This window comes from Ornithinimicrobium carbonis, from assembly GCF_050703245.1.
GTDB lineage: Bacteria > Actinomycetota > Actinomycetes > Actinomycetales > Dermatophilaceae > Ornithinicoccus.
In genome coordinates, this window is the sequence record NZ_CP192647.1 from 3264345 (window position 1) to 3282765 (window position 18421).

The following is an 18421-nucleotide window of genomic DNA, read 5'->3' on the forward strand; positions in this document are numbered from 1 at the left end:
TCCACCGACCCGGTCGCTGGTGCCGCTAGTGCAGCGAGTCCCGGCGCCACAGGCGGGCGCAGGCCATCAGGTCGTCGGCGGTGTCGCGCATCCGGGCCGCCCGACGCACCTGCTCGGTGGGGATGTCCTCCGCCCCCGGCTCGGACAGCCCCACGGCCACCACGTGGCAGAAGGCCGAGGCCCGCTCCAGCGCCAGCCCCAGGTCGCCGTCGAAGACGCCGGTGAGGATCTCCTCGGTCAGCCGCCGCAGCGCGTGGGGGTCCGGCGGCTCGGCGACCCCGGCCACCGCCGACCAGACCTCGGTGTGCGCGCGGCCGGAGGAGAACAACCGCCCGACCTCCTCCGGCTGGCGCAGCACCCACTCGTGCAGCAGGTACAGCCGCCACAGCGCCCCGGGGAGGGTCCGGGCGGGGCGGTCGGCCCACATCTGGGCGACGGTCGCCAGACCGACCTCGGACACGAGGTTGACCAGCCTGTCGGTGACCTCCGGGTCGCCGCTGTCCCGGCCACGCCCGACCACCATCTGCGCCGTCCGGTGGGCCGCCTCGGCGACGTCGAGCGGGTCGACCCCGCCGGCCGCGGCGTCCAGCGCCTCCGGCGGCCGCAGGGTGGGCCGGTGGAACGGGCGCCGCTCACGCCCGGGCCCGCTCACGTCCAGCCCCCGACGACGGCGACGGAGTCGGCACCCAGCACGAGCCGGTCCTCCTCCACCGTGACCCGGGCGAAGCTGGCCAGCACCTCGGCCCCGTCCGGCAGGGCGACCTCGGCGGACCCCTCCCTGAGCAGCGCGAGCACGCGCACGTCGCCCCGGGCGAGGGTGAGCAGCTCCCCGTCCCCGGCGGGCGCACGCCATACCTCGGCCTCACCCAGGGGGGTCTCGCGCAGGGCGGGCCTCTCCCGCCGCAGCCGCAGGAGGGTGCGGTACCACTCCAGCATCGTCGCGTGCTCCCCCCGGTGCACCTCCTCCCACCGCAGCGTGGAGGCGGTGACCGTGCCACGGTCCTGCGGGTCGGGCACGTCGCCGGCCCACCCGTGCTCGGCGAACTCGCGCTCGCGCCCCTCCCGGATCGCCTGGGCCAGCCAGTCCTCGGCGTGGTCGGTGAAGTACTGCCAGGGGGTGGAGGCGGCGTACTCCTCCCCCATGAACAGCATGGGGGTGTAGGGGGAGGTGAGCAGCAGGGCGGCGCCGATCGCGTGCCGACCCGCGGGTATGCCGTGGTGCACCCGGTCCCCCGCGGCCCGGTTGCCGATCTGGTCGTGAGTCTGCAGGGAGGCCACGAACCGCCAGCCCGGCGTCACGCGCGGGTCGACCGGTCTCCCGTGGACCCGGCCCCGGAAGGTGGAGAAGGTCCCGTCGTGCAGGAACGGGCTCCAGCCGAGCACCTTGACGGCCGCGTGCGGGTCGGTGAAGTCGTGGTAGTAGCCCTGCGTCTCCCCGGTGAGCAGCACGTGCAGCATGTGGTGCACGTCGTCGGCCCACTGGCCGTGCAGTCCCAGCCCGCCGGAGCCGCCCGGTCCGCGCACCGCGACGAAGGAGGGGTCGTTGCGGTCCGACTCGGCCACGAGCGTGCGCGGGACCCCGGTGGCGCGCCCGATCTCGTCGGCGAGCCTGGACTGGTCCTCGAGCAGGTGGACCGCCCGCTCGTCGTGCAGGGCGTGCACGGCGTCCAGGCGCAGGCCGTCGAGGTGGTAGTCCTCCAGCCAGAGCCGCACGTTGTCGAGCAGGAAGCCCCGCACCTCGTCGCTGCCGGGGCCGTCGAGGTTGACCGCGTCGCCCCAGGGCGTGTGGTGGCGGTCGGTGAAGTAGGGCCCGAACTCGGCGAGGTAGTTGCCGCTGGGGCCCAGGTGGTTGTGCACCACGTCCAGCCAGACCGCCAGCCCCCGCGCGTGGGCGGCGTCGACGAGGCGGGCCAGCCCCTCGGGGCCGCCGTAGGCCTCGTGCACGGCGTACAGGTCGACCCCGTCGTAGCCCCAGCCGTGGTCGCCCGGGAAGGCGGCCACGGGCATGAGCTCCACGACGGTGACGCCCAGGTCGACGAGGTGGTCGAGGTGCTCGACGGCCGCGTCCAGGGTGCCGTCGGGGGTGAAGGTGCCCACGTGCAGCTCGTAGACGACCGCGTCGCGCAGCTGGACGCCGCCCCACCCGTCGTCGGTCCAGCCGAACGCCGCGGTGTCCACGATCGCGCTCGGCGCGTGGACCCCGTCGGGCTGCCGGCGGGAGCGGGGGTCGGGCCGGGGGTCACCGCCGTCGAGGGCGAAGGCGTAGCGCCCGTCGCCCCGGTCGGTGGTCAGCTCCCACCAGCCGCCCCCGGCGGTCGCCATGGGCTCGACCCGCGGGTCGGCGACGCCGACGTGCAGGTCGACCCGGTCGGCGTCGGGCGCCCAGACGCGGTAGGTGTGCGACGAGGTCATCGGGGTCCTTCCTGGAGGTCACGGGCGCGGACGAGCAGGGCCACCGGGAGGCGGTTGAAGACCTCCCGGGCGAGCACGCCGTCGTCGCCCACGACGTGGTCGCGACCGGTGAGCGCGTCGGTCCACACGTCCGGCGGCAGCGGAACCCGGGTCTCCTGCAGACCGCCGGCGGCGCCGAGCGCCCGCGGCGCGCGGATGGTCAGGGTGGCGGCGGCACCGCCGCGGAGGAAGCCGAGCACGTGCTGGCCGGCCTCCACGGGCGCGTAGGAGGCGCCTGGACCGTAGGCCTGGGGAAGCCAGCCGCGCAGCCGCAGCGTGCGGGAGGTGACCCAGAGCACCTCGTCGGAGAGGTCGCGCAGGTCACCCCCGCCGTCGACGCGACGCAACCGCTCCATCCGCTCGTCGTAGTCGACCGGTCGGCGGTTGTCGGGGTCGACGAGCGAGAGGTCGACCAGGCCGGAGCCCTGGTAGGTGTCCGGCACCCCGGGCACGGTGAGCTGGACGAGCTTCTGGGCCAGGGTCAGCGTGCGCACGGTGGCCTCGTTGTCGCGCAGCGCGGCCCCGATCGCCTCGCTCACCTCGCCCTCGGAGACCATCTCGCTGGCCAGGGACATCACCCGGGCCTCGTAGTCCTCGTCCGGCTCCACCCAGGTGCTGTGCAGCTTGGCCTCGCGGACGGCCTTGGTGAGGTAGGCGTGCAGCCGTTCCTCCGAGACCCGGCCGGCGCCCACGAGGGTCTGCCAGACCAGGTGGGCGGTCGGGGCGTCGACACCGTGGCGCTGGGCGGCGGCAGCCCCGGCGGCGGACAGGGCCCGCCAGGCGTCCGCGTCACCGGCGACGGCCAGGATGCGGGCCCGCACGTCCTCGCTGCGCTTGGTGTCGTGGGTGGACAGGGTGGTCATGCCCCGGGGCCAGTGCTCGGCCTGGTGGGCGGCCCAGGCGTGCAGGACCGCCACGTCCGGCGCCTGCCCGCGGGAGGGGTCGGCGCCGACCTCGTTGAGGGCCACCAGCCGGTGCCACCGGTAGAAGGCGGTGTCCTCGATCCCCTTGGCCATCACCGGTCCGGTCGTCTGCTGGAAGCGCACGCACAGGTCGGCCGCGGCGGCGGGTGCCGCCCCGTTGCCCTCCGGGTGCAGCAGGACCTCGGCGAGGGCGTCCACCTCGGCCAGCAGGTCCGGCCTGGTCGCCCTGGCCCGGTCGACCGCGTCGAGCAGGGGCTGCCGCAGCTCCGGCGCGTCCTCCGGCCCGGGCCGGACGTAGGCGCGGTAGGCGTGCACGTCGACGAGGAGCTCGGCGAGCGCGGCGCGCAGACGGTGCTCGTCGTGGCCGGGCAGCGCCTCCACGGCCCGGCGGACCAGCCGGCCCATCTCGGGCTGCAGGAGGGCATCGACGGCCTGCCGCTTGCAGCGGTCGACCTCGACCTCCAGGTCGGGCTCCCCGCCGGTGGCGAACCACGCGGTGCTGACCGCGTCGGCGGTGGTGGGGTCCACGAGAGCGGCGGTGATCGCGGCGTTGGCGTCGTAGCCGGTGGTGCCCGCGCAGGCCCACCCCTGCGGCAGCCGCTCGTCGCCCTCGAGGATCTTCTCCACCCACACCGGCGTGCCCGGGCGGACCGAGGAGGCCAGGGTCTGCAGGTATGCCGTGGGGTCGGCGAGGCCGTCGGGGTGGTCGATCCGGAAGGCGTCGATCACGCCGTGGTGGTGCAGGTCGAGCAGCTCGGCGTGGGTGGCCTCGAAGACGTCGCGCTCCTCGACGCGGACGCCGATGAGCTGGTCGACCTCGAAGAAGCGCCGGTAGTTGAGGATCTCGGCGGCGTCCTTCCAGAAGCCCAGCTGCCAGTGCTGGGCCTGCAGGAGCGCGGGCAGGTCCTCGAGCAGGTGCTCGGTGCCCGGCGCGAGGGGCCAGACGTGGTCGAAGTAGCGCACCACCGGCTGACCGGCGATCCGCCCGTCCCCCTCGTCGGGGCGACCCCGGTCGACCGTCAGCTCGCCCGCCGCGAGCACGTCCTCCAGGGGAGCGCCCAGCACGGGCAGTCCGAAGCGCCCGCCGAGGTGGTCCCAGTCCACGTCGAACCAGTGCGCGCGCGCGGCATACCGGCCCTCCCGGAGGGTCTCCCAGACGGGGGCGTTGCGCCACAGCGGCTCCACGAGCGCCATGTGGTTGGGGACGATGTCCACGACCACGCCCATCCCCCGGGCGTGGGCGGCGTCGGCCAGCCGGCCCAGCCCCTCGCGGCCGCCCAGCTCGGGGCTGACCCGGGTGTGGTCGAGGACGTCGTAGCCGTGCTCGGAGCCCGGTACCGCCGTAAGCACCGGGGAGAGGTAGAGGTGGCTCACGCCCAGCGCCTCGACGTAGGGCAGCACGGCCTCGGCGTCGGCGAAGGTGAAACCGGCGTGCAGCTGCATCCGGTACGTGGCGGTGAGGGGTCGGCGGTCGGGACTCTGCGGGTTCGTCATGGCTGCACCAGTGTCCCAGCAAGGACCGACCGACCACCATTCCGCACGACGGCCGCCGGACCCGGCTGGGGTCCGACGGCCGTCGTGCGCGAGGAGCTGCTCAGGCGCTCGGCTCCTGCGGCTGCAGGGTGAAGCCGACGCCCTCGGCGGTCTGGGCCGCGTCGAGCGTCTGGTCGGCCAGGGCCGGGACGGTGTCCTCGGCCACGTAGACCGGCGCCTCGGTGCTCGGGACGGCCTGGTCGGTCGGCTCCGGCTGCGGCACGAGGGCCACCTGGAGCTGGGTCTGGTCGGGGGCCAGCGCCAGGCGCAGCCCCGCGGTCTCGGGCATGCCGCTCGGAGGTCAGGCCCTTGACGACGGCCTGGGCGTTCTCGGTGACGGTCAGCATGAGGTCTCCTCATCGTCGGTGCGACGACCGGCCGGGGCCGGTCTCGACGCCCACGGCCACCACCGGGGGGTGGTGGGTGCGCACGCGCCTCGGACTGCTCCACCCTGTCCCAGCGCCCCGGGGGTCTGGCAAACGCGGGGCGGTCGACACCCCCGGACGTCGCCCCGCCCGGTGGCCAGGCCCTCGACACCCGGGGGCGGAGGTGAGCACAATGAGCGATCATGGCGCTCCGCTCCCGCGCGGACGACGACCGGCTCGTGACGCAGGTCGCCGGGATCTGCGCGCGTGCCCAGGAGCCCCTGGTCCTGCTGGAGCGGGTCGCGGCGGCGGTCCGTCGGCACGTTCCCTACGACGTCGCAGGCTGGCTCCTCGTGGATCCCGACACCCTGCTCATCAACGGCGTCTACGAGGAGGACGTGCCCCGGCAGGCCCAGCTGGGACTCATCGAGCTGGAGCTGGGCAGCCACGGGGACGACCTCAACAAGTTCGTCGACCTGGGACGGGCGAAGGTGCCGGCGGCCGCGCTCAGCGCGACGACGGGGGGGCATCTGGAGCGATGTCTGCGGTGGACGCGGATCTACGACCCCGAGGGGTTCGGCGACGAGCTGCGCACCGTCTTCCGCACGGGCGCCGTCATGTGGGGCCACGCGTGCCTGACCCGCCTCGCCGAGGAGCCGTGGTTCAGCCGGCGCGAGGTGGACGTCGTCGCGCGGTTGTCCCCGCACGTGGCCCACGGGATCCGCACGGGGCTCCTGCTGCACGAGGAGTGGTCCGAGGAGGCACACCGCGACGACGGCCCCGGTCTGGTCGTCCTCGACGACGACGGCGGCGTCGAGTCCGCCACCCCAGACGCCCTGGAGCGTCTGGGACCGGTGGAGGACGGCCGGCTCGACGGATCTGTGGTCGTCCACGAGGTTGCGGCCCAGGCGCGGGCGCTGGCCGAGCGGTGCGTCTCCGGTCCGCCCGCCGTGGCCCGGGCCCGCGCCGTCACCGGGGAGTGGCTGCTCGTCCGGGGGACCAGGCTGGCGGGTCCCTCGGGCCGCACCGCCGTCCTCGTGGAGCCGGCCCGCCGGTCCGACGTGGCACCGCTGCTGCTGCACCTGCACGAGCTCACCGCCCGGGAGCGCGAGGTCACCCAGCTCCTGCTGACCGGCATGTCGACCGCCGACATCGCCCAGCAGCTGTGGATCACGTCCGAGACCCTGCGCGGCCACGTCAAGGCGATCTTCGCCAAGCTCGGCGTGGGCAGCCGCGTGGAGCTGGTCGCCCGGCTCTCCCACGAGCCCCGTGTACGGTCGGCCCGCGGGTCCTGACCTCGAGGACCCGTCCCGCCGGGGCTTGCTCGACGGCCCGCGCCACGGCTCCCCGTCCGGCGCCCTCAGACGGGCGCGGGGGCAGGGGCGCCACGCCGTTCCCGGGCCAGCTCACGGGCGGCCCGCCGCGCGCCAGCCGCCCCACGAACCCGGTGAGACCGGGCCGGTAGACGTACCCCACGAACCGCAGACCGGGGGCGGCCTCGCCCCCGTCGGCCACGCGGGGCAGTCCCAGCACACCGAGCACGTCCAGATGTCCCACCATCTCCTCCAGCGCGGTGCTGAACCCCGTGGCCAGCACCACGTCGTCGACGTCCGCCCGCCTGCCGTCGGTGAACCGCGCGCCCGTGGTGTCCAGGCCGCTTACGGCGGGGACCACCCGGATCGACCCGTCCCGGATCGACGCGACGGTGCCGCGATCCACGATCGCCGTCCCCGCACCGCGGGCCATGAGCGCCGCGATCGAGCCCTCTGGCGACGGGGGCAGTCCGTGGCCGGACAGGTCTCCCACGGTGAGGCGCTGCAGCCGGCGGAGCATGCCGTCCACCAGCGGGACAGGCAGGCGGAAGAAGACCGGCACCGGAAGGTCCGTCGGCAACCCGCCGCTGGAGCGCAGGAGCAGGTTCGGCGGGGTTCGCACGGACAGCAGCACCTCGGCAGCGCCGCCCACCGCGAGCTCGTGGGCGATCTCCATGCCCGAGGACCCGGCCCCCACCACGAGGACGCGCCGGTCGCGGTAGGGGCCTGCGTTCCGGTAGGCCGCCGAGTGCACGACAGTCCCCGTGAACGGCGACCCGTGGGCCCAGCCGGGCAGGACGGGCCGGTTGGCGATCCCGGTGGCCACGACCACGTGCCGGGCGTTCACCGCTCCTTCTCCCGTCGTCAGGGTCCACCCGTCCCGGTCGTCGGTCGGGTCGATGCGCCGGACCTCCACGCCGGTCCGGACCGGGACGTGGTGGCGGGCCGCGTAGGCGTCCAGGTAGTCCACGTACTGGTCCCGGGTCGGGAACCACCCGTAGGACCGGGGGAAGGGCGCTCCCGGCAGCGCCGACCACCAGCGGCTCGTGTTGAAGCGCAACCCGTCGTACCGGCCGGCCCAGGCGGCCGCGGGACGCTCGCCCCGCTCCAGCACCGTCGTGGGTATGCCGCGGCGCAGCAGCTCCGCCGCCGTCGCCAGCCCGGCCGGTCCGCTGCCGACCACCAGCACCTGGTCCGTCTCGACCCTTCCCCGATCCATCTCGTCCTCCTCGGTGCGGCCACGCGCGGATCCGGTGGCCTCCCCTGCAGCATCCCGCGGGCCGGGACGCCGACCCACCCCCCGGCTGGGGGGTTCCAGGGGGTCCGCGGATCTAGCATGGGCAGCCCAGGACCCAGGAGGCACCATGAGCGAGACCGGCGCACGGCCGACGGACGACAAGCTCGCCCAGGACCGGCAGGGCCAGGTCGACGCCACCGCGCCCCGGGCCGAGGAAGAGGTGGTCGACTCCTTCCACGACACGGTGGACGAGGGCGCCGAGCGGCTGCACCGCAGCTGGCGGGCGCTGCTCACGACCGGAATCTCCGGCGGGTTCGAGGTAGGACTGGGGATCCTGGCCTACCTCGCGGTGCTGCACGCGACGGGCGACCACCTGCTGGCCGGGCTCGCGTTCGGGATCGGCTTCATGGCGCTCTACCTCGCGCACAGCGAGCTGTTCACCGAGGGGTTCCTGCTGCCGGTCATGGCCCTCTTCGCCGGCCGTGGCACGTTCCTGCAGCTGATGCGGCTGTGGGGCGTCACCCTGGTGACCAACCTCGTGGGCGGGTGGGTGTTCATGTGGCTGGTCGCCCGCGCGTTCCCGGAGTACGGCGAGGTGCTCACCGAGACCGCCCGGCACTTCGTGGACGCGCCGCTCGACCTGCGCGCGGTCGCCCTCGCACTGCTCGGCGGTTTCGTCATCACGGTCCTGACGCGGATGCAGCAGGGCACGGACTCGGACGGGGTCAAGGTGGTGGCCGCGTTCGCCGCCGGCTTCCTCCTGGCGGGGCTGAGCCTGTTCCACTCCGTGCTCGACTCGATCATCATCTTCGGCGCCATCCACGCCGAGGGGTCGGTGACGTACGGCGAGTGGCTGGCCTGGTTCTGGTACGTCGTGCCGCTCAACATCCTGGGCGGCCTGATCTTCGTCACCGCCCTGCGGCTGGTCCGGGCCAGCGAGCTGCCGGACGCCCCCGGTCCGGACAACCGGGTGGACGAGGACGCCGCAGGAGACTGAGGGCGCCCCGGGAGATTCGGACCCTGACGTGGCGGCACCTACAGTGGGCGGGTGCCCTCGACCACGACCACCGCCGAAGCATCGACCCCTGAACACCCCCTGCGGACCGCTGCCCGCGGAAGAATCCTCGTCCTGGACGGCGGATACGGGTCGATGCTGCAGCAGGTCGAGCTCGGGGAGGCCGACTTCCACGGGAAGGGTCCCGGATGGTCGGCGCACGCCGGCACGGCGCTGCGGGGCAACTTCGACCTCCTGGGGCTGACCCGACCGGACGTCGTGGCCGAGGTGCACCGCGCCTACCTGCGCGCCGGTGCCGACATCCTCACGACCAACACCTTCAGCGCGACCTCGATCGCCCAGACCGACTACGGCACCCAGGAGCGGTCCACGACATCAACGTGGCCGCGGCCCGCGTCGCCCGCCGGGCCGCCGACGAGGTGGCGGCCGAGGACGGCCGTCCGCGCTTCGTCGCCGGCTCGCTCGGACCGACGAACCGGACCGCGTCGCTGTCCCCCGACGTCGAGCGCCCCGAGGTCCGCGCGATCACCTACGACCAGCTGCGCGCGGCGTACGCGGAGCAGGCGGCCGCGCTCCTGGAGGGCGGCGTCGACCTGCTGATGGTCGAGACCGTCTTCGACACCCTCAACGCCAAGGCGGCCCTGCACGCGATCGCCGACGTCCAGGAGGGGCGCCTGGCCTCGGGGTCCGCCGACGGACCGGTCCCGGTGATGCTCTCCGGCACGATCACCGACGCCTCCGGCCGCACCCTGTCCGGCCAGACCCCCGAGGCCTTCGCGGTCTCCACCGAGCACGTCGACCTGTTCTCGCTCGGCCTCAACTGCGCGCTCGGCGCCGAGGCCATGCGTCCGCACCTGCGGGACGTCGCCGCCGCCACCACGGCCCTCACCTCGGTGCACCCCAACGCCGGCCTGCCCAACGCGTTCGGCGGCTACGACGACACCCCCGAGGAGATGGCCGAGGTCCTCGGCTCGATGGCCCAGGAGGGACTGCTCAACATCGTCGGCGGCTGCTGCGGCACCACCCCCGACCACATCCGCGCCATCGCGGAGGCCGTCGCCGACGCGGCCCCCCGCACCCCCGGGAGCGGCACGCCATACCTGCGCACCTCCGGCCTGGAGGCGTTCACCCTCACGCCCGACGTCAACTTCGTCAACGTCGGTGAACGGACCAACATCACCGGCAGCCCGAAGTTCGCCCGCCACGTCACCGAGGGCGACTGGGACGCCGCGGTGGCGGTCGCGCGGCAGCAGGTCGAGGCCGGCGCCCAGCTCATCGACGTCAACGTCGACGAGGGCATGCTCGACGGCCCGGCGACGATGACCCACTTCCTCAACCTGCTCGCCGGTGAGCCGGACGTCGCCCGGGTGCCGGTGATGATCGACTCCTCGCGCTGGGAGGTGCTCGAGGCGGGGCTGCGCTGCATCCAGGGCAAGGGGGTGGTCAACTCCCTCTCGCTCAAGGACGGCGAGGAGGAGTTCCTGCGGCGGGCGGCCGTCGTGCGCAGGTACGGCGCCGCCGTGGTCGTCATGGCCTTCGACGAGCAGGGCCAGGCGGACACCCTGGAGCGGCGGACCGCGGTGTGCGAGCGGGCCTACCGCCTCCTGACCACCCGGGGCGAGGCGCTGCCGGAGCCCTTCCCCGCCCACGACATCGTCTTCGACCCCAACGTGCTGACGGTGGCCACCGGCATGGAGGAGCACGACCGCTACGCCCTGGACTTCATCGAGGCGACCCGCTGGATCAAGGAGAACCTCCCCGGTGCCCTGGTCTCCGGCGGCATCTCCAACGTGTCCTTCTCCTTCCGTGGCAACAACACCGTGCGCGAGGCCATGCACTCGGTCTTCCTCTTCCACGCCATCCGCGCGGGCCTGGACATGGGCATCGTCAACGCCGGGATGCTCGGCGTCTACGAGGACCTCGACCCGGAGCTGCGCGAGCACGTCGAGGACGTGGTCCTCGCCCGTCGCGAGGACGCCACCGAGCGGCTCATCGAGCTCGCCGAGAGGATCAAGGCGGAGACCGAGGCGGCCGGCCCCGGCGGGGGCGGCCCGTCGGCCGCCGCCCTGGCCAAGCTGGCCTGGCGCGACGCCGACGTCACCGAGCGTCTGCGGCACGCCCTCGTGCACGGGATCGACACCTACGTCGTCGAGGACGCCGAGGAGGCCTACCAGCAGCTGGGCTCGGGCCTGCAGGTCATCGAGGGCCCGCTCATGGCCGGCATGGACGTGGTCGGCGACCTCTTCGGTGCCGGCAAGATGTTCCTGCCGCAGGTCGTGAAGTCCGCGCGGGTGATGAAGAAGGCCGTCGCCCACCTGACCCCCTACCTGGAGGCCGCCGCCGCGGAGACCGGCGGCCGCACCAAGGGACGGGTCGTCATGGCCACGGTCAAGGGGGACGTGCACGACATCGGCAAGAACATCGTCGGGGTCGTGCTGGGCTGCAACGGCTACGAGGTCACCGACCTGGGCGTCATGGTGCCGGCGGAGAAGATCCTGGCCGTCGCGGACGAGATCGGGGCCGACGTGGTCGGGGTCTCCGGCCTCATCACGCCGAGCCTGGACGAGATGGTCTCGCTGGCGACCGAGATGCAGCGCCGCGGGCTCGCCACGCCCCTGCTCATCGGGGGCGCGACCACGTCGGCGGCGCACACGGCGGTGAAGATCGACCCCGCCTACGAGGGCACCGTCGTGCACGTCGTCGACGCCTCCCGCGCCGTGGGGGTGGTCGCCGACGCGATCAACCACGAGGAGAAGCTGCGCGACCGCACGGCGCTCGCCTACGCCGAGCTGCGCGAGCGGCACGCGGGCAAGAAGGTCTCGCTGGTGCCCCTGGAGACCGCGCGCGCGAGCAGCCGGGCGGTCACCGAGCCGGTGCCGACCACGCCCGCGCTGCTGGGCACCCAGGTGCTCGAGCCCGCGCTGGCGGACCTGCTCGAGATCGTCGACTGGACGCCCTTCTTCACCGCCTGGGAGCTGCGCGGCTCCTACCCCCGCATCCTCCAGGACCCCAAGGTCGGCGAGCAGGCCCGCACCACCTGGGCCGACGGGCAGCGGTGGCTGGAACTCATCCTCGAGGAGGGTCTGCTGCGGGCCCGCGGCGTCGTCGGGCTGTGGCCGGCCCGGCGCGACGGCGACGACATCCTCCTGGACGTGGACGCAGACCTGGACGGCGGGCCGGTGCGACTGCACACGCTGCGGCAGCAGCGGGAACGCTCCCAGGGAGGGTATGCCGCGCTCGCCGACTTCGTCGCGCCGCAGGACGACCACGTGGGGGCGTTCGCCGTCTCGATCCACGGGGCCGAGGAGCTGGCCGCGCAGCTGCGCGAGGAGCACGACGACTACGGCGCGATCATGGTGCAGGTGCTGGCCGACCGGCTCGCGGAGGCGTTCGCGGAGTGGACGCACCGGGAGGTGCGGACCCGGTTGTGGGGCTACGCGGCGCAGGAGGACCTGCCGGTCGAGGACCTTATCAAGGAGCGCTACGACGGGATCAGGCCCGCTCCCGGCTACCCGGCCCAGCCGGACCACACCGAGAAGTTCACCCTGTGGACGCTGCTGGACGCCGAGCGGGCCGCCGGGATGGTGCTGACCGAGCACGGAGCGATGAGCCCCAACAGCGCGGTGTCCGGGCTGATCCTCGGACACCCCGAGGCGACCTACTTCGCCGTCGGTCGGATCGACCGCGACCAGCTCGAGGACTACGCCGACCGCAAGGGCTGGTCGGTGGAGGAGGCCGAGCGCTGGCTCGGCCCCCTCCTGCGCTGATCGGGTCGGGTCAGGGCCGGGCGCGCACCTGGACGCGGCCGTCCGTCTCCCGGACGTCGTAGGCGGGCTGGGGCACCGAGGCCGGGCCCCGCTCGACCGCACCGTCGCGCAGGTCGAAGCGGCTGCCGTGCCACGGGCACACGACGCACCCGTCCTCCACCGTGCCCTCGTCCAGCGGTCCGCCCAGGTGGGTGCAGGTGGCGGCGAGGGCGGCGAGCCCACCCCCGGCCCGGGTCAGCACGACCGGCTGGCCGGCCGCCTCCACCCGCAGGAGCCCCTCCCCCACGTCCTCCGCCGCCGCCACGTCGGTCCAGTCGGCTGGCGCCGGCTCGTGGTCCATCGTGCGGCTCACCGCGACGCCCTGGGCGTAGACGAGGTGCCCGCCGAGGTAGCCGGCAGCCCCCAGTCCCGCCAGGCCCACCATCGACAGCGCCGCGCCGGCGCGGTGGTGGCCCGCCAGGCGCGCGAACCAGCTCGCCGCGAACACCCCCGCGGCGGCGCCGTTCGCGACGGCGTGGACAAGGCCCACCCGCGCCGGTCGCTGCGCCGAGCCGAGCTCGGACCAGTCGGCCCACCCGGTGGCCACCGTCGGCACGGTGGAGACGAGCGCCGCCCCGACGAGCCGGCGGGCCGCCGCCTGGTCGCCCTCGTCGCCGAGCACGTCCAGCAGGCTGGCGCCCACGTTCAGGCCGATCGGCAGGGCGACGAGGAGGGGGTGCAGGGCGTGGCCCAGCGGCTTGCCGTGCAGGACGTCCTTGACCGGACCCTGCGGCAGGACGGTGTTGACCGTCGACCGGGCCGAGTCGACGGCGGCGTCGAGGCCCTCCGTCTCCTCGAGGCGCTTCATCAGCGGGGTGAGGAACATGCGTGACCTCCGTGGGTGACGGGCGGACCCGCGGCCGGTTCCGCCGGTGCCGGCGAGTCTAGCCAGCCGCGCCCTTCCGCGCCCGGTGGGAGGGCCTTTCCCACCGGGGACCTATTCCGTCCTCCCCGTCACGATCCGGCCACGGGCCGATCACGGTGTGATCACGAAACCGCAATTCACGACGGTTGCGGTGGCTGCCCGGCATTCGCGTCCTCTAACGTCGAAAAGGGTCGTCCTGCGCTGCCGGTGTCGGCGCCTCCTGGCGCCCCGGCCGGGCGAGACGGTCGTCGCCGTCGGCGACGATCCCCCCGCGCGGCGGACCGCGACCCTGCCGCGTGACGACCGCGCGAGCGAGCTGCTGTCCGACGACCGCCGACCGACGACCGAGGGACGACCCTGTGCCACTCCTAGCCGCCGAGCATCTGTACAAGATCTTCGGCCGACGACCCCAGCGGGGGGTCGACGCCCTGACGCGGGGCGCCACCCGGAGCGAGCTGCGCGCCGACGGGCTGACCCCCGCGGTCATCGACGCCTCCTTCGAGGTCGAGCCCGGCGAGATCTTCGTCGTCATGGGGCTCTCCGGCTCCGGCAAGTCCACGCTCATCCGGATGATCAACGGCCTGCACCCCGCGACCGCCGGCGAGGTGGTCATCGAGGGCGAGAACCTCTCCGGGCTGAAGGGGGAGGCCCTGCGGCGCGTGCGCCGCGAGAAGATCTCCATGGTCTTCCAGCACTTCGCGCTCCTGCCGCACCGCACGGTCGGCGAGAACGCCGCCTACGGGCTGCAGGTGCAGGGGATGTCCCGCGCCGACCGCGAGGAGCGCGCCGACCGTGCTCTGGAGATGGTCGGGCTCGAGGGCTGGGGCGAGTCCCTGCCCGGCGAGCTGTCCGGAGGGATGCAGCAGCGCGTGGGCCTGGCCAGGGCCCTGGCCGCCGAGACCGACATCCTGCTCATGGACGAGGCCTTCAGCGCGCTGGACCCGTTGATCCGTCGGGAGATGCAGGACCAGCTGGTGGACCTGCAGCAGCGGCTGGACAAGACCATCGTCTTCATCACCCACGACCTCAACGAGGCCATGCGCCTGGGCGACCGGATCGCCATGATGCGCGACGGACGGATCGAGCAGATCGGCACCGCCGAGCAGATCCTCAACGACCCGAGCAGCAACTACGTGGCCCAGTTCGTCCAGGACGTCGACCGGGCCAAGGTGCTCACGGCCGGCGCGGTGATGGAGAAGCCGGAGTACGTCATCGGTGCCGAGCAGGGCCCCCAGCAGGCGCACAAGCTCATCCGCGAGCACCAGCTCGAGGCGCTTCCGGTGGTCCGTCGGGACCGCACCCCGGTCGGGGTCGTGCTGCCCGGTGAGATCGCGGCCGCGGTCCGCGCCGGGCGCACCGACCTGCCCCTGACCGAGCGCAGCGCCAGCACCGTCACGCTGGGCACCCCGTTGGCCGACCTGCTCGCCGACGCCGCCCGCCGGACCAGCCCGCTGCTCGTCGTGGACGAGCAGGGTCGCCTCGCCGGGCTCATCCCCCAGGTGACGCTGCTGACCGCACTGTCCAACCACCCCGCCGAGGAGGTGTCCCGATGAGCACGGCCGAGGAGAGCATGCTGCCGCGCGTCCCCGTCGGCGACTGGATCGACACCGCGTTCGACTGGATCGACGACAACCTCAACGTCCTGCTGACCCTCTTCCGCGACGTCATGACCTTCGTCGTCGAGGGCCTGGTCGACCTGCTGATGTGGCCCCCGCCCCTGGTCATGGTGGCGCTCTTCGCCCTCGTCGCCTGGGTGGTCGCCTCCTGGCGGCTGGCGGTCGGCACCGCCCTGGGCTTCGCGCTCATCATCTCGATGGACATCTGGCTGCCCTCGATGCAGACGCTCGCGCTGGTCATCGTCGCCACCGTCGTGGCGGTGGCCGTCGCCATCCCGCTGGGCGTGCTCGCCGCGCGCAACGACGCGGTGAGCGCCGTGGTCCGGCCGGTGCTGGACTTCATGCAGACCATGCCCGGGTTCGTCTACCTCATCCCGGCCGTGACCTTCTTCTCCATCGGCCTGGTGCCCGGCATCTTCGCCACGATCATCTTCGCCCTGCCGCCGGGGGTCCGGCTCACCGAGCTGGGCATCCGTCAGGTCGACGCCGAGACCGTCGAGGCCGGGCAGGCGTTCGGCGCCTCCTCCTGGCAGATCCTGCGCGGCATCCAGATGCCGCTCGCGGTGCCGACGATCATGGCCGGCGTCAACCAGGTCATCATGCTCGCCCTGTCGATGGCGGTCATCGCCGGCTTCACCGGCGCCGACGGCCTGGGCAAGCTGGTCGTGGAGTCCATCGCCCGGCTCAACACCCCGCTCGGGGTCGAGGCCGGCATCGGCGTGGTGATCCTGGCGATCTTCCTCGACCGGGTCACCTCCGCCCTGGGCAACCCCGGCCGGCAGCCCGGCTCGCTGCTGGCCCGCCTGCGCGCGCGCCGCACCGCGGCGGGCGGACCGCAGCCGACGACCACCTCCGAGACCCCGTCGGGAGACTCCTCCGGGACGTCCCCGACCCCGACCGACACGTCCGTCCGCGCCGGCACCTGACCGGCGCGACGACATACTCCGTCCGCACGACCTCGACCGAAAGGAACGATCCGATCATGAGGAACACGACGATCACGCGCACCACCGGCCGGGCCCGCACCACCGGGCTCGTCGCCAGCCTCGCCACCGCCGGCCTCGTGTGCTGGCCGCTGCGGCTGCGGCGACGGCGGCGAGGACCCTGCCGCCGAGGACACCGGCGGCGAGGACACCACCACCGAGGAGACCGAGGACGCCGCCGCCGCCGGCGGGGCCTCCGGCGAGATCACCCTGGGCTTCCTGCCCTCCTGGACCGACGGGCTGTCCACCGCCTACCTGCTGGAGAACCAGCTGGAGGAGATGGGCTACACCGTCGAGATGGAGACCCTCACCGAGCCGGCCCCGCTCTACGCCGGGCTGGCCAACGGGGACGTCGACATGTACCCCTCGGCGTGGTCGGAGGTCACGCACGCCGACTACATGGAGGAGTACGGCGACAGCATCGAGGACCTGGGCAGCTACTACGACAGCGCGGTGCTGACCATCGCGGTGCCGGAGTACGTCGACATCGACTCCCTGGAGGAGCTGGCCGACAACGCCGACCGCTTCGACGGCCAGGTCATCGGCATCGAGCCGGGTGCCGGTCTGACCCGCGTCACCAACGAGAGCGTCTTCCCGACCTACGGGCTGGATGAGGAGTTCGAGCTGGTCACCTCCTCCACGACCGCGATGCTCACCGAGCTGCAGAACGCGGTGGAGAACGAGGAGGACATCGTCGTCACCCTGTGGCGGCCGTTCTGGGCCAACGCCGAGTTCCCGGTCAAGGACCTCGAGGACCCCGAGGGCGCCCTGGGCGACCCGGAGGCCCTGCACTTCCTGGGCCGCGAGGGCTTCGCCGAGGAGTTCCCCGAGGCCGCCGAGTGGATCGGCCAGCTGAAGCTGGACGACGACCAGTACGGGTCCCTGGAGGACATGGTCGTCAACGAGTACGGCGAGGGCAACGAGGCCGAGGCCGTGAAGGCCTGGATCGAGGAGAACCCCGACGTGCTCCCGGAGCTGCCCACCTCGGAGTGAGGTATGCCGTGGTGCCGGGTTCTCCGGCACCACCCCGCACGACGACGCCCCCGCCGGTCCGCCGGCGGGGGCGTCGTCGTCCACAGGCGACCGTCCGCGGCCCGCTGACGTCCCGTCACGATGCGTACAGTGGCAGACATGACCTCCTCGAACCTCGAGCACCGGGTGGGCCGGCTCGAGAACGACGTCACCGCGATCTACGAGCTGCTGGGCACGATCCAGGTCACCCAGACGAGGCACACCACCAGGCTCGACGAGATCTCCACCACCGTCGGCGCCCACACCCAGCAGCTGGAGACGATCACCACCACCGTCAGCGCCCACACCCAGCAGCTGGAGACGATCACCACCACCGTCAGCGCCCACACCCAGCAGCTGGAGTCGGTGGAGACGAAGCTGGACGAGGTGCTGGAGATCCTCCGACCCTGACGCAGCGGAATCCTCGCCCGCAGGTCGCACGGTCTCGAGGCCCCCCCGACGCAGGACCGTCGGAGCGGACCGCGATTTCTCGACCCGCCCGGCGGGTTGGAAGACTGACCACGATGACCGCCACCCAGTCCCGCATCTCCGTCGAGCTCGTCCCGCGCACGGAGGAGTCGATCAGGACCGAGATGGCGCAGGTCGCCGAGCACCTTCCCTGGGCGGACACGGTCAACGTGCCCGACCTGGTGAAGTTCGACCTGCGCAGCTGGCAGGCGACCGCACTCGCCCGTGAGTCCGCGCGCCGCCCCGACGGCACGGCATACCGCGCGATCCCGCACCTGAGGGCGGCGGACGTCGACCCCGAGGCCCCGCTGGCCATGGCACGCTCCCTCGCCGACCAGGGTGCCGAGGAGGTGCTCGTGGTCTCCGGTGACGACGCCGACTACTTCACCCACCACACCTACCCGGTCGACGCGGTCGACGTGATCCGCCGGATCCGGGCCGAGCTGCCCCACCTGCGCATCTACGCGGGGCTGGATCCCTACCGGCAGGGGATCGCCCAGGAGATGCGCTACCTGGAGCGCAAGCTGTCGGCCGGGGCGACGGGCGTGTTCACCCAGCCCTTCTTCGACGTCGGGCTGATGGGGGCCTGGGCGCGCATCCTGCCCCGGGACCTGCCGGTGTGGTGGGGCGCCACGACCGTGACCAGCCAAGGGGCGGTCGGATACTGGCGGCGTCGCAACCTCGTGGCCTTCCCGACCGACTTCGAGCCGACCCTGCGGTGGCAGCGCCGTTTCGCCCGGCAGGCGATCGACTTCGCCCGCGAGCGCGACCACCACGTCTACCTGATGCCGGTACGCACCAGCGTCATGGACTACCTGGCCGGCGTCCTGTAGCG

Annotated in this window: 12 protein-coding genes and 2 pseudogenes; 8 read left to right on the forward strand and 6 right to left on the reverse strand. The window is 73.4% G+C overall.

What is annotated here, in order from left to right; genetic code table 11:
* Window positions 1-25 precede the first annotated feature (25 nt).
* The 4 genes from ACQ95T_RS16420 to ACQ95T_RS16435 form a co-directional block, all read right to left on the reverse strand.
* Entirely contained in the window at window positions 26-652 is a 627-nt protein-coding gene (locus ACQ95T_RS16420) for a hypothetical protein (RefSeq protein WP_425943279.1), read from the reverse strand.
* On the reverse strand, window positions 649-2412 hold the full coding sequence (treZ, locus tag ACQ95T_RS16425; RefSeq protein WP_425943280.1) for a malto-oligosyltrehalose trehalohydrolase: 1764 nt from the start codon (window positions 2410-2412) through the stop codon (window positions 649-651). Before treZ ends, ACQ95T_RS16420 begins: the two co-directional genes overlap by 4 nt.
* Entirely contained in the window at window positions 2409-4868 is a 2460-nt protein-coding gene (treY, locus tag ACQ95T_RS16430; RefSeq protein WP_425943281.1) for a malto-oligosyltrehalose synthase, read from the reverse strand. The genes treZ and treY overlap by 4 nt, the downstream gene beginning before the upstream one ends.
* 100 nt (window positions 4869-4968) lie before the next feature.
* Window positions 4969-5196: a Fe-S cluster assembly protein HesB gene (locus tag ACQ95T_RS16435; RefSeq protein WP_431473117.1), complete on the reverse strand. Its 228-nt coding sequence runs from the start codon at window positions 5194-5196 to the stop codon at window positions 4969-4971.
* Between the two features lie 279 nt (window positions 5197-5475).
* Here ACQ95T_RS16435 and ACQ95T_RS16440 point away from each other — a divergent pair, with 279 nt between their 5' ends.
* The gene (locus tag ACQ95T_RS16440) at window positions 5476-6567 is read left to right on the forward strand and encodes a helix-turn-helix transcriptional regulator (RefSeq protein WP_425943283.1); all 1092 of its coding nucleotides are present in this window, start codon (window positions 5476-5478) and stop codon (window positions 6565-6567) included.
* On the opposite strand, the gene ACQ95T_RS16445 is transcribed toward ACQ95T_RS16440, so the two are convergent.
* A complete protein-coding gene (locus ACQ95T_RS16445) occupies window positions 6470-7804 on the reverse strand; it encodes a flavin-containing monooxygenase (protein WP_431473118.1) in 1335 nt (444 codons plus the stop codon). The two genes, ACQ95T_RS16440 and ACQ95T_RS16445, sit on opposite strands and share 98 nt — an antisense overlap.
* Before the next feature lie 145 nt (window positions 7805-7949).
* On the opposite strand from ACQ95T_RS16445, the gene ACQ95T_RS16450 reads away from it, so the two are divergent.
* Complete coding sequence (locus tag ACQ95T_RS16450) at window positions 7950-8819, forward strand: formate/nitrite transporter family protein (protein ID WP_425943285.1); 870 nt, start codon at window positions 7950-7952, stop codon at window positions 8817-8819.
* A gap of 153 nt (window positions 8820-8972) precedes the next feature.
* Window positions 8973-12604, forward strand: a pseudogene (gene metH / locus ACQ95T_RS16455) (methionine synthase).
* Between the two features lie 10 nt (window positions 12605-12614).
* Here the strand turns inward: metH and ACQ95T_RS16460 are convergent.
* On the reverse strand, window positions 12615-13469 hold the full coding sequence (locus ACQ95T_RS16460; RefSeq protein ID WP_425943287.1) for a Rieske 2Fe-2S domain-containing protein: 855 nt from the start codon (window positions 13467-13469) through the stop codon (window positions 12615-12617).
* Between the two features lie 398 nt (window positions 13470-13867).
* Here ACQ95T_RS16460 and ACQ95T_RS16465 point away from each other — a divergent pair, with 398 nt between their 5' ends.
* The 5 genes and pseudogenes from ACQ95T_RS16465 (at window position 13868) to ACQ95T_RS16485 (ending at window position 18419) form a co-directional block, all read left to right on the forward strand.
* Window positions 13868-15061: a quaternary amine ABC transporter ATP-binding protein gene (locus ACQ95T_RS16465; protein WP_425943288.1), complete on the forward strand. Its 1194-nt coding sequence runs from the start codon at window positions 13868-13870 to the stop codon at window positions 15059-15061.
* Window positions 15058-16050: an ABC transporter permease gene (locus tag ACQ95T_RS16470; RefSeq protein ID WP_425943289.1), complete on the forward strand. Its 993-nt coding sequence runs from the start codon at window positions 15058-15060 to the stop codon at window positions 16048-16050. The genes ACQ95T_RS16465 and ACQ95T_RS16470 overlap by 4 nt, the downstream gene beginning before the upstream one ends.
* Window positions 16051-16200: 150 nt before the next feature.
* Window positions 16201-17100 (forward strand): annotated as a pseudogene (locus tag ACQ95T_RS16475) (glycine betaine ABC transporter substrate-binding protein); the annotation flags it as partial.
* 138 nt (window positions 17101-17238) lie between these two features.
* Window positions 17239-17529, forward strand: a complete 291-nt coding sequence (locus ACQ95T_RS16480; RefSeq protein ID WP_425943291.1) for a hypothetical protein — start codon at window positions 17239-17241, stop codon at window positions 17527-17529.
* 113 nt (window positions 17530-17642) lie between these two features.
* Window positions 17643-18419, forward strand: a complete 777-nt coding sequence (locus tag ACQ95T_RS16485; RefSeq protein WP_425943292.1) for a methylenetetrahydrofolate reductase — start codon at window positions 17643-17645, stop codon at window positions 18417-18419.
* The last annotated feature ends 2 nt before the right edge of the window (window positions 18420-18421 follow it).

Bases quoted from the DNA above. Each gene is read 5' to 3' on its own strand.
- ACQ95T_RS16435 (WP_431473117.1), bottom strand. From the start codon at position 5,196: ATGCCCGAGACCGCGGGGCTGCGCCTGGCGCTGGCCCCCGACCAGACC.
- ACQ95T_RS16460 (WP_425943287.1), bottom strand. From the start codon at position 13,469: ATGTTCCTCACCCCGCTGATGAAGCGCCTCGAGGAGACGGAGGGCCTC.
- ACQ95T_RS16445 (WP_431473118.1), bottom strand. From the start codon at position 7,804: ATGGATCGGGGAAGGGTCGAGACGGACCAGGTGCTGGTGGTCGGCAGC.
- ACQ95T_RS16485 (WP_425943292.1), top strand. From the start codon at position 17,643: ATGACCGCCACCCAGTCCCGCATCTCCGTCGAGCTCGTCCCGCGCACG.
- ACQ95T_RS16470 (WP_425943289.1), top strand. From the start codon at position 15,058: ATGAGCACGGCCGAGGAGAGCATGCTGCCGCGCGTCCCCGTCGGCGAC.
- treZ (WP_425943280.1), bottom strand. From the start codon at position 2,412: ATGACCTCGTCGCACACCTACCGCGTCTGGGCGCCCGACGCCGACCGG.
- ACQ95T_RS16450 (WP_425943285.1), top strand. From the start codon at position 7,950: ATGAGCGAGACCGGCGCACGGCCGACGGACGACAAGCTCGCCCAGGAC.
- ACQ95T_RS16440 (WP_425943283.1), top strand. From the start codon at position 5,476: ATGGCGCTCCGCTCCCGCGCGGACGACGACCGGCTCGTGACGCAGGTC.
- treY (WP_425943281.1), bottom strand. From the start codon at position 4,868: ATGACGAACCCGCAGAGTCCCGACCGCCGACCCCTCACCGCCACGTAC.
- ACQ95T_RS16480 (WP_425943291.1), top strand. From the start codon at position 17,239: ATGACCTCCTCGAACCTCGAGCACCGGGTGGGCCGGCTCGAGAACGAC.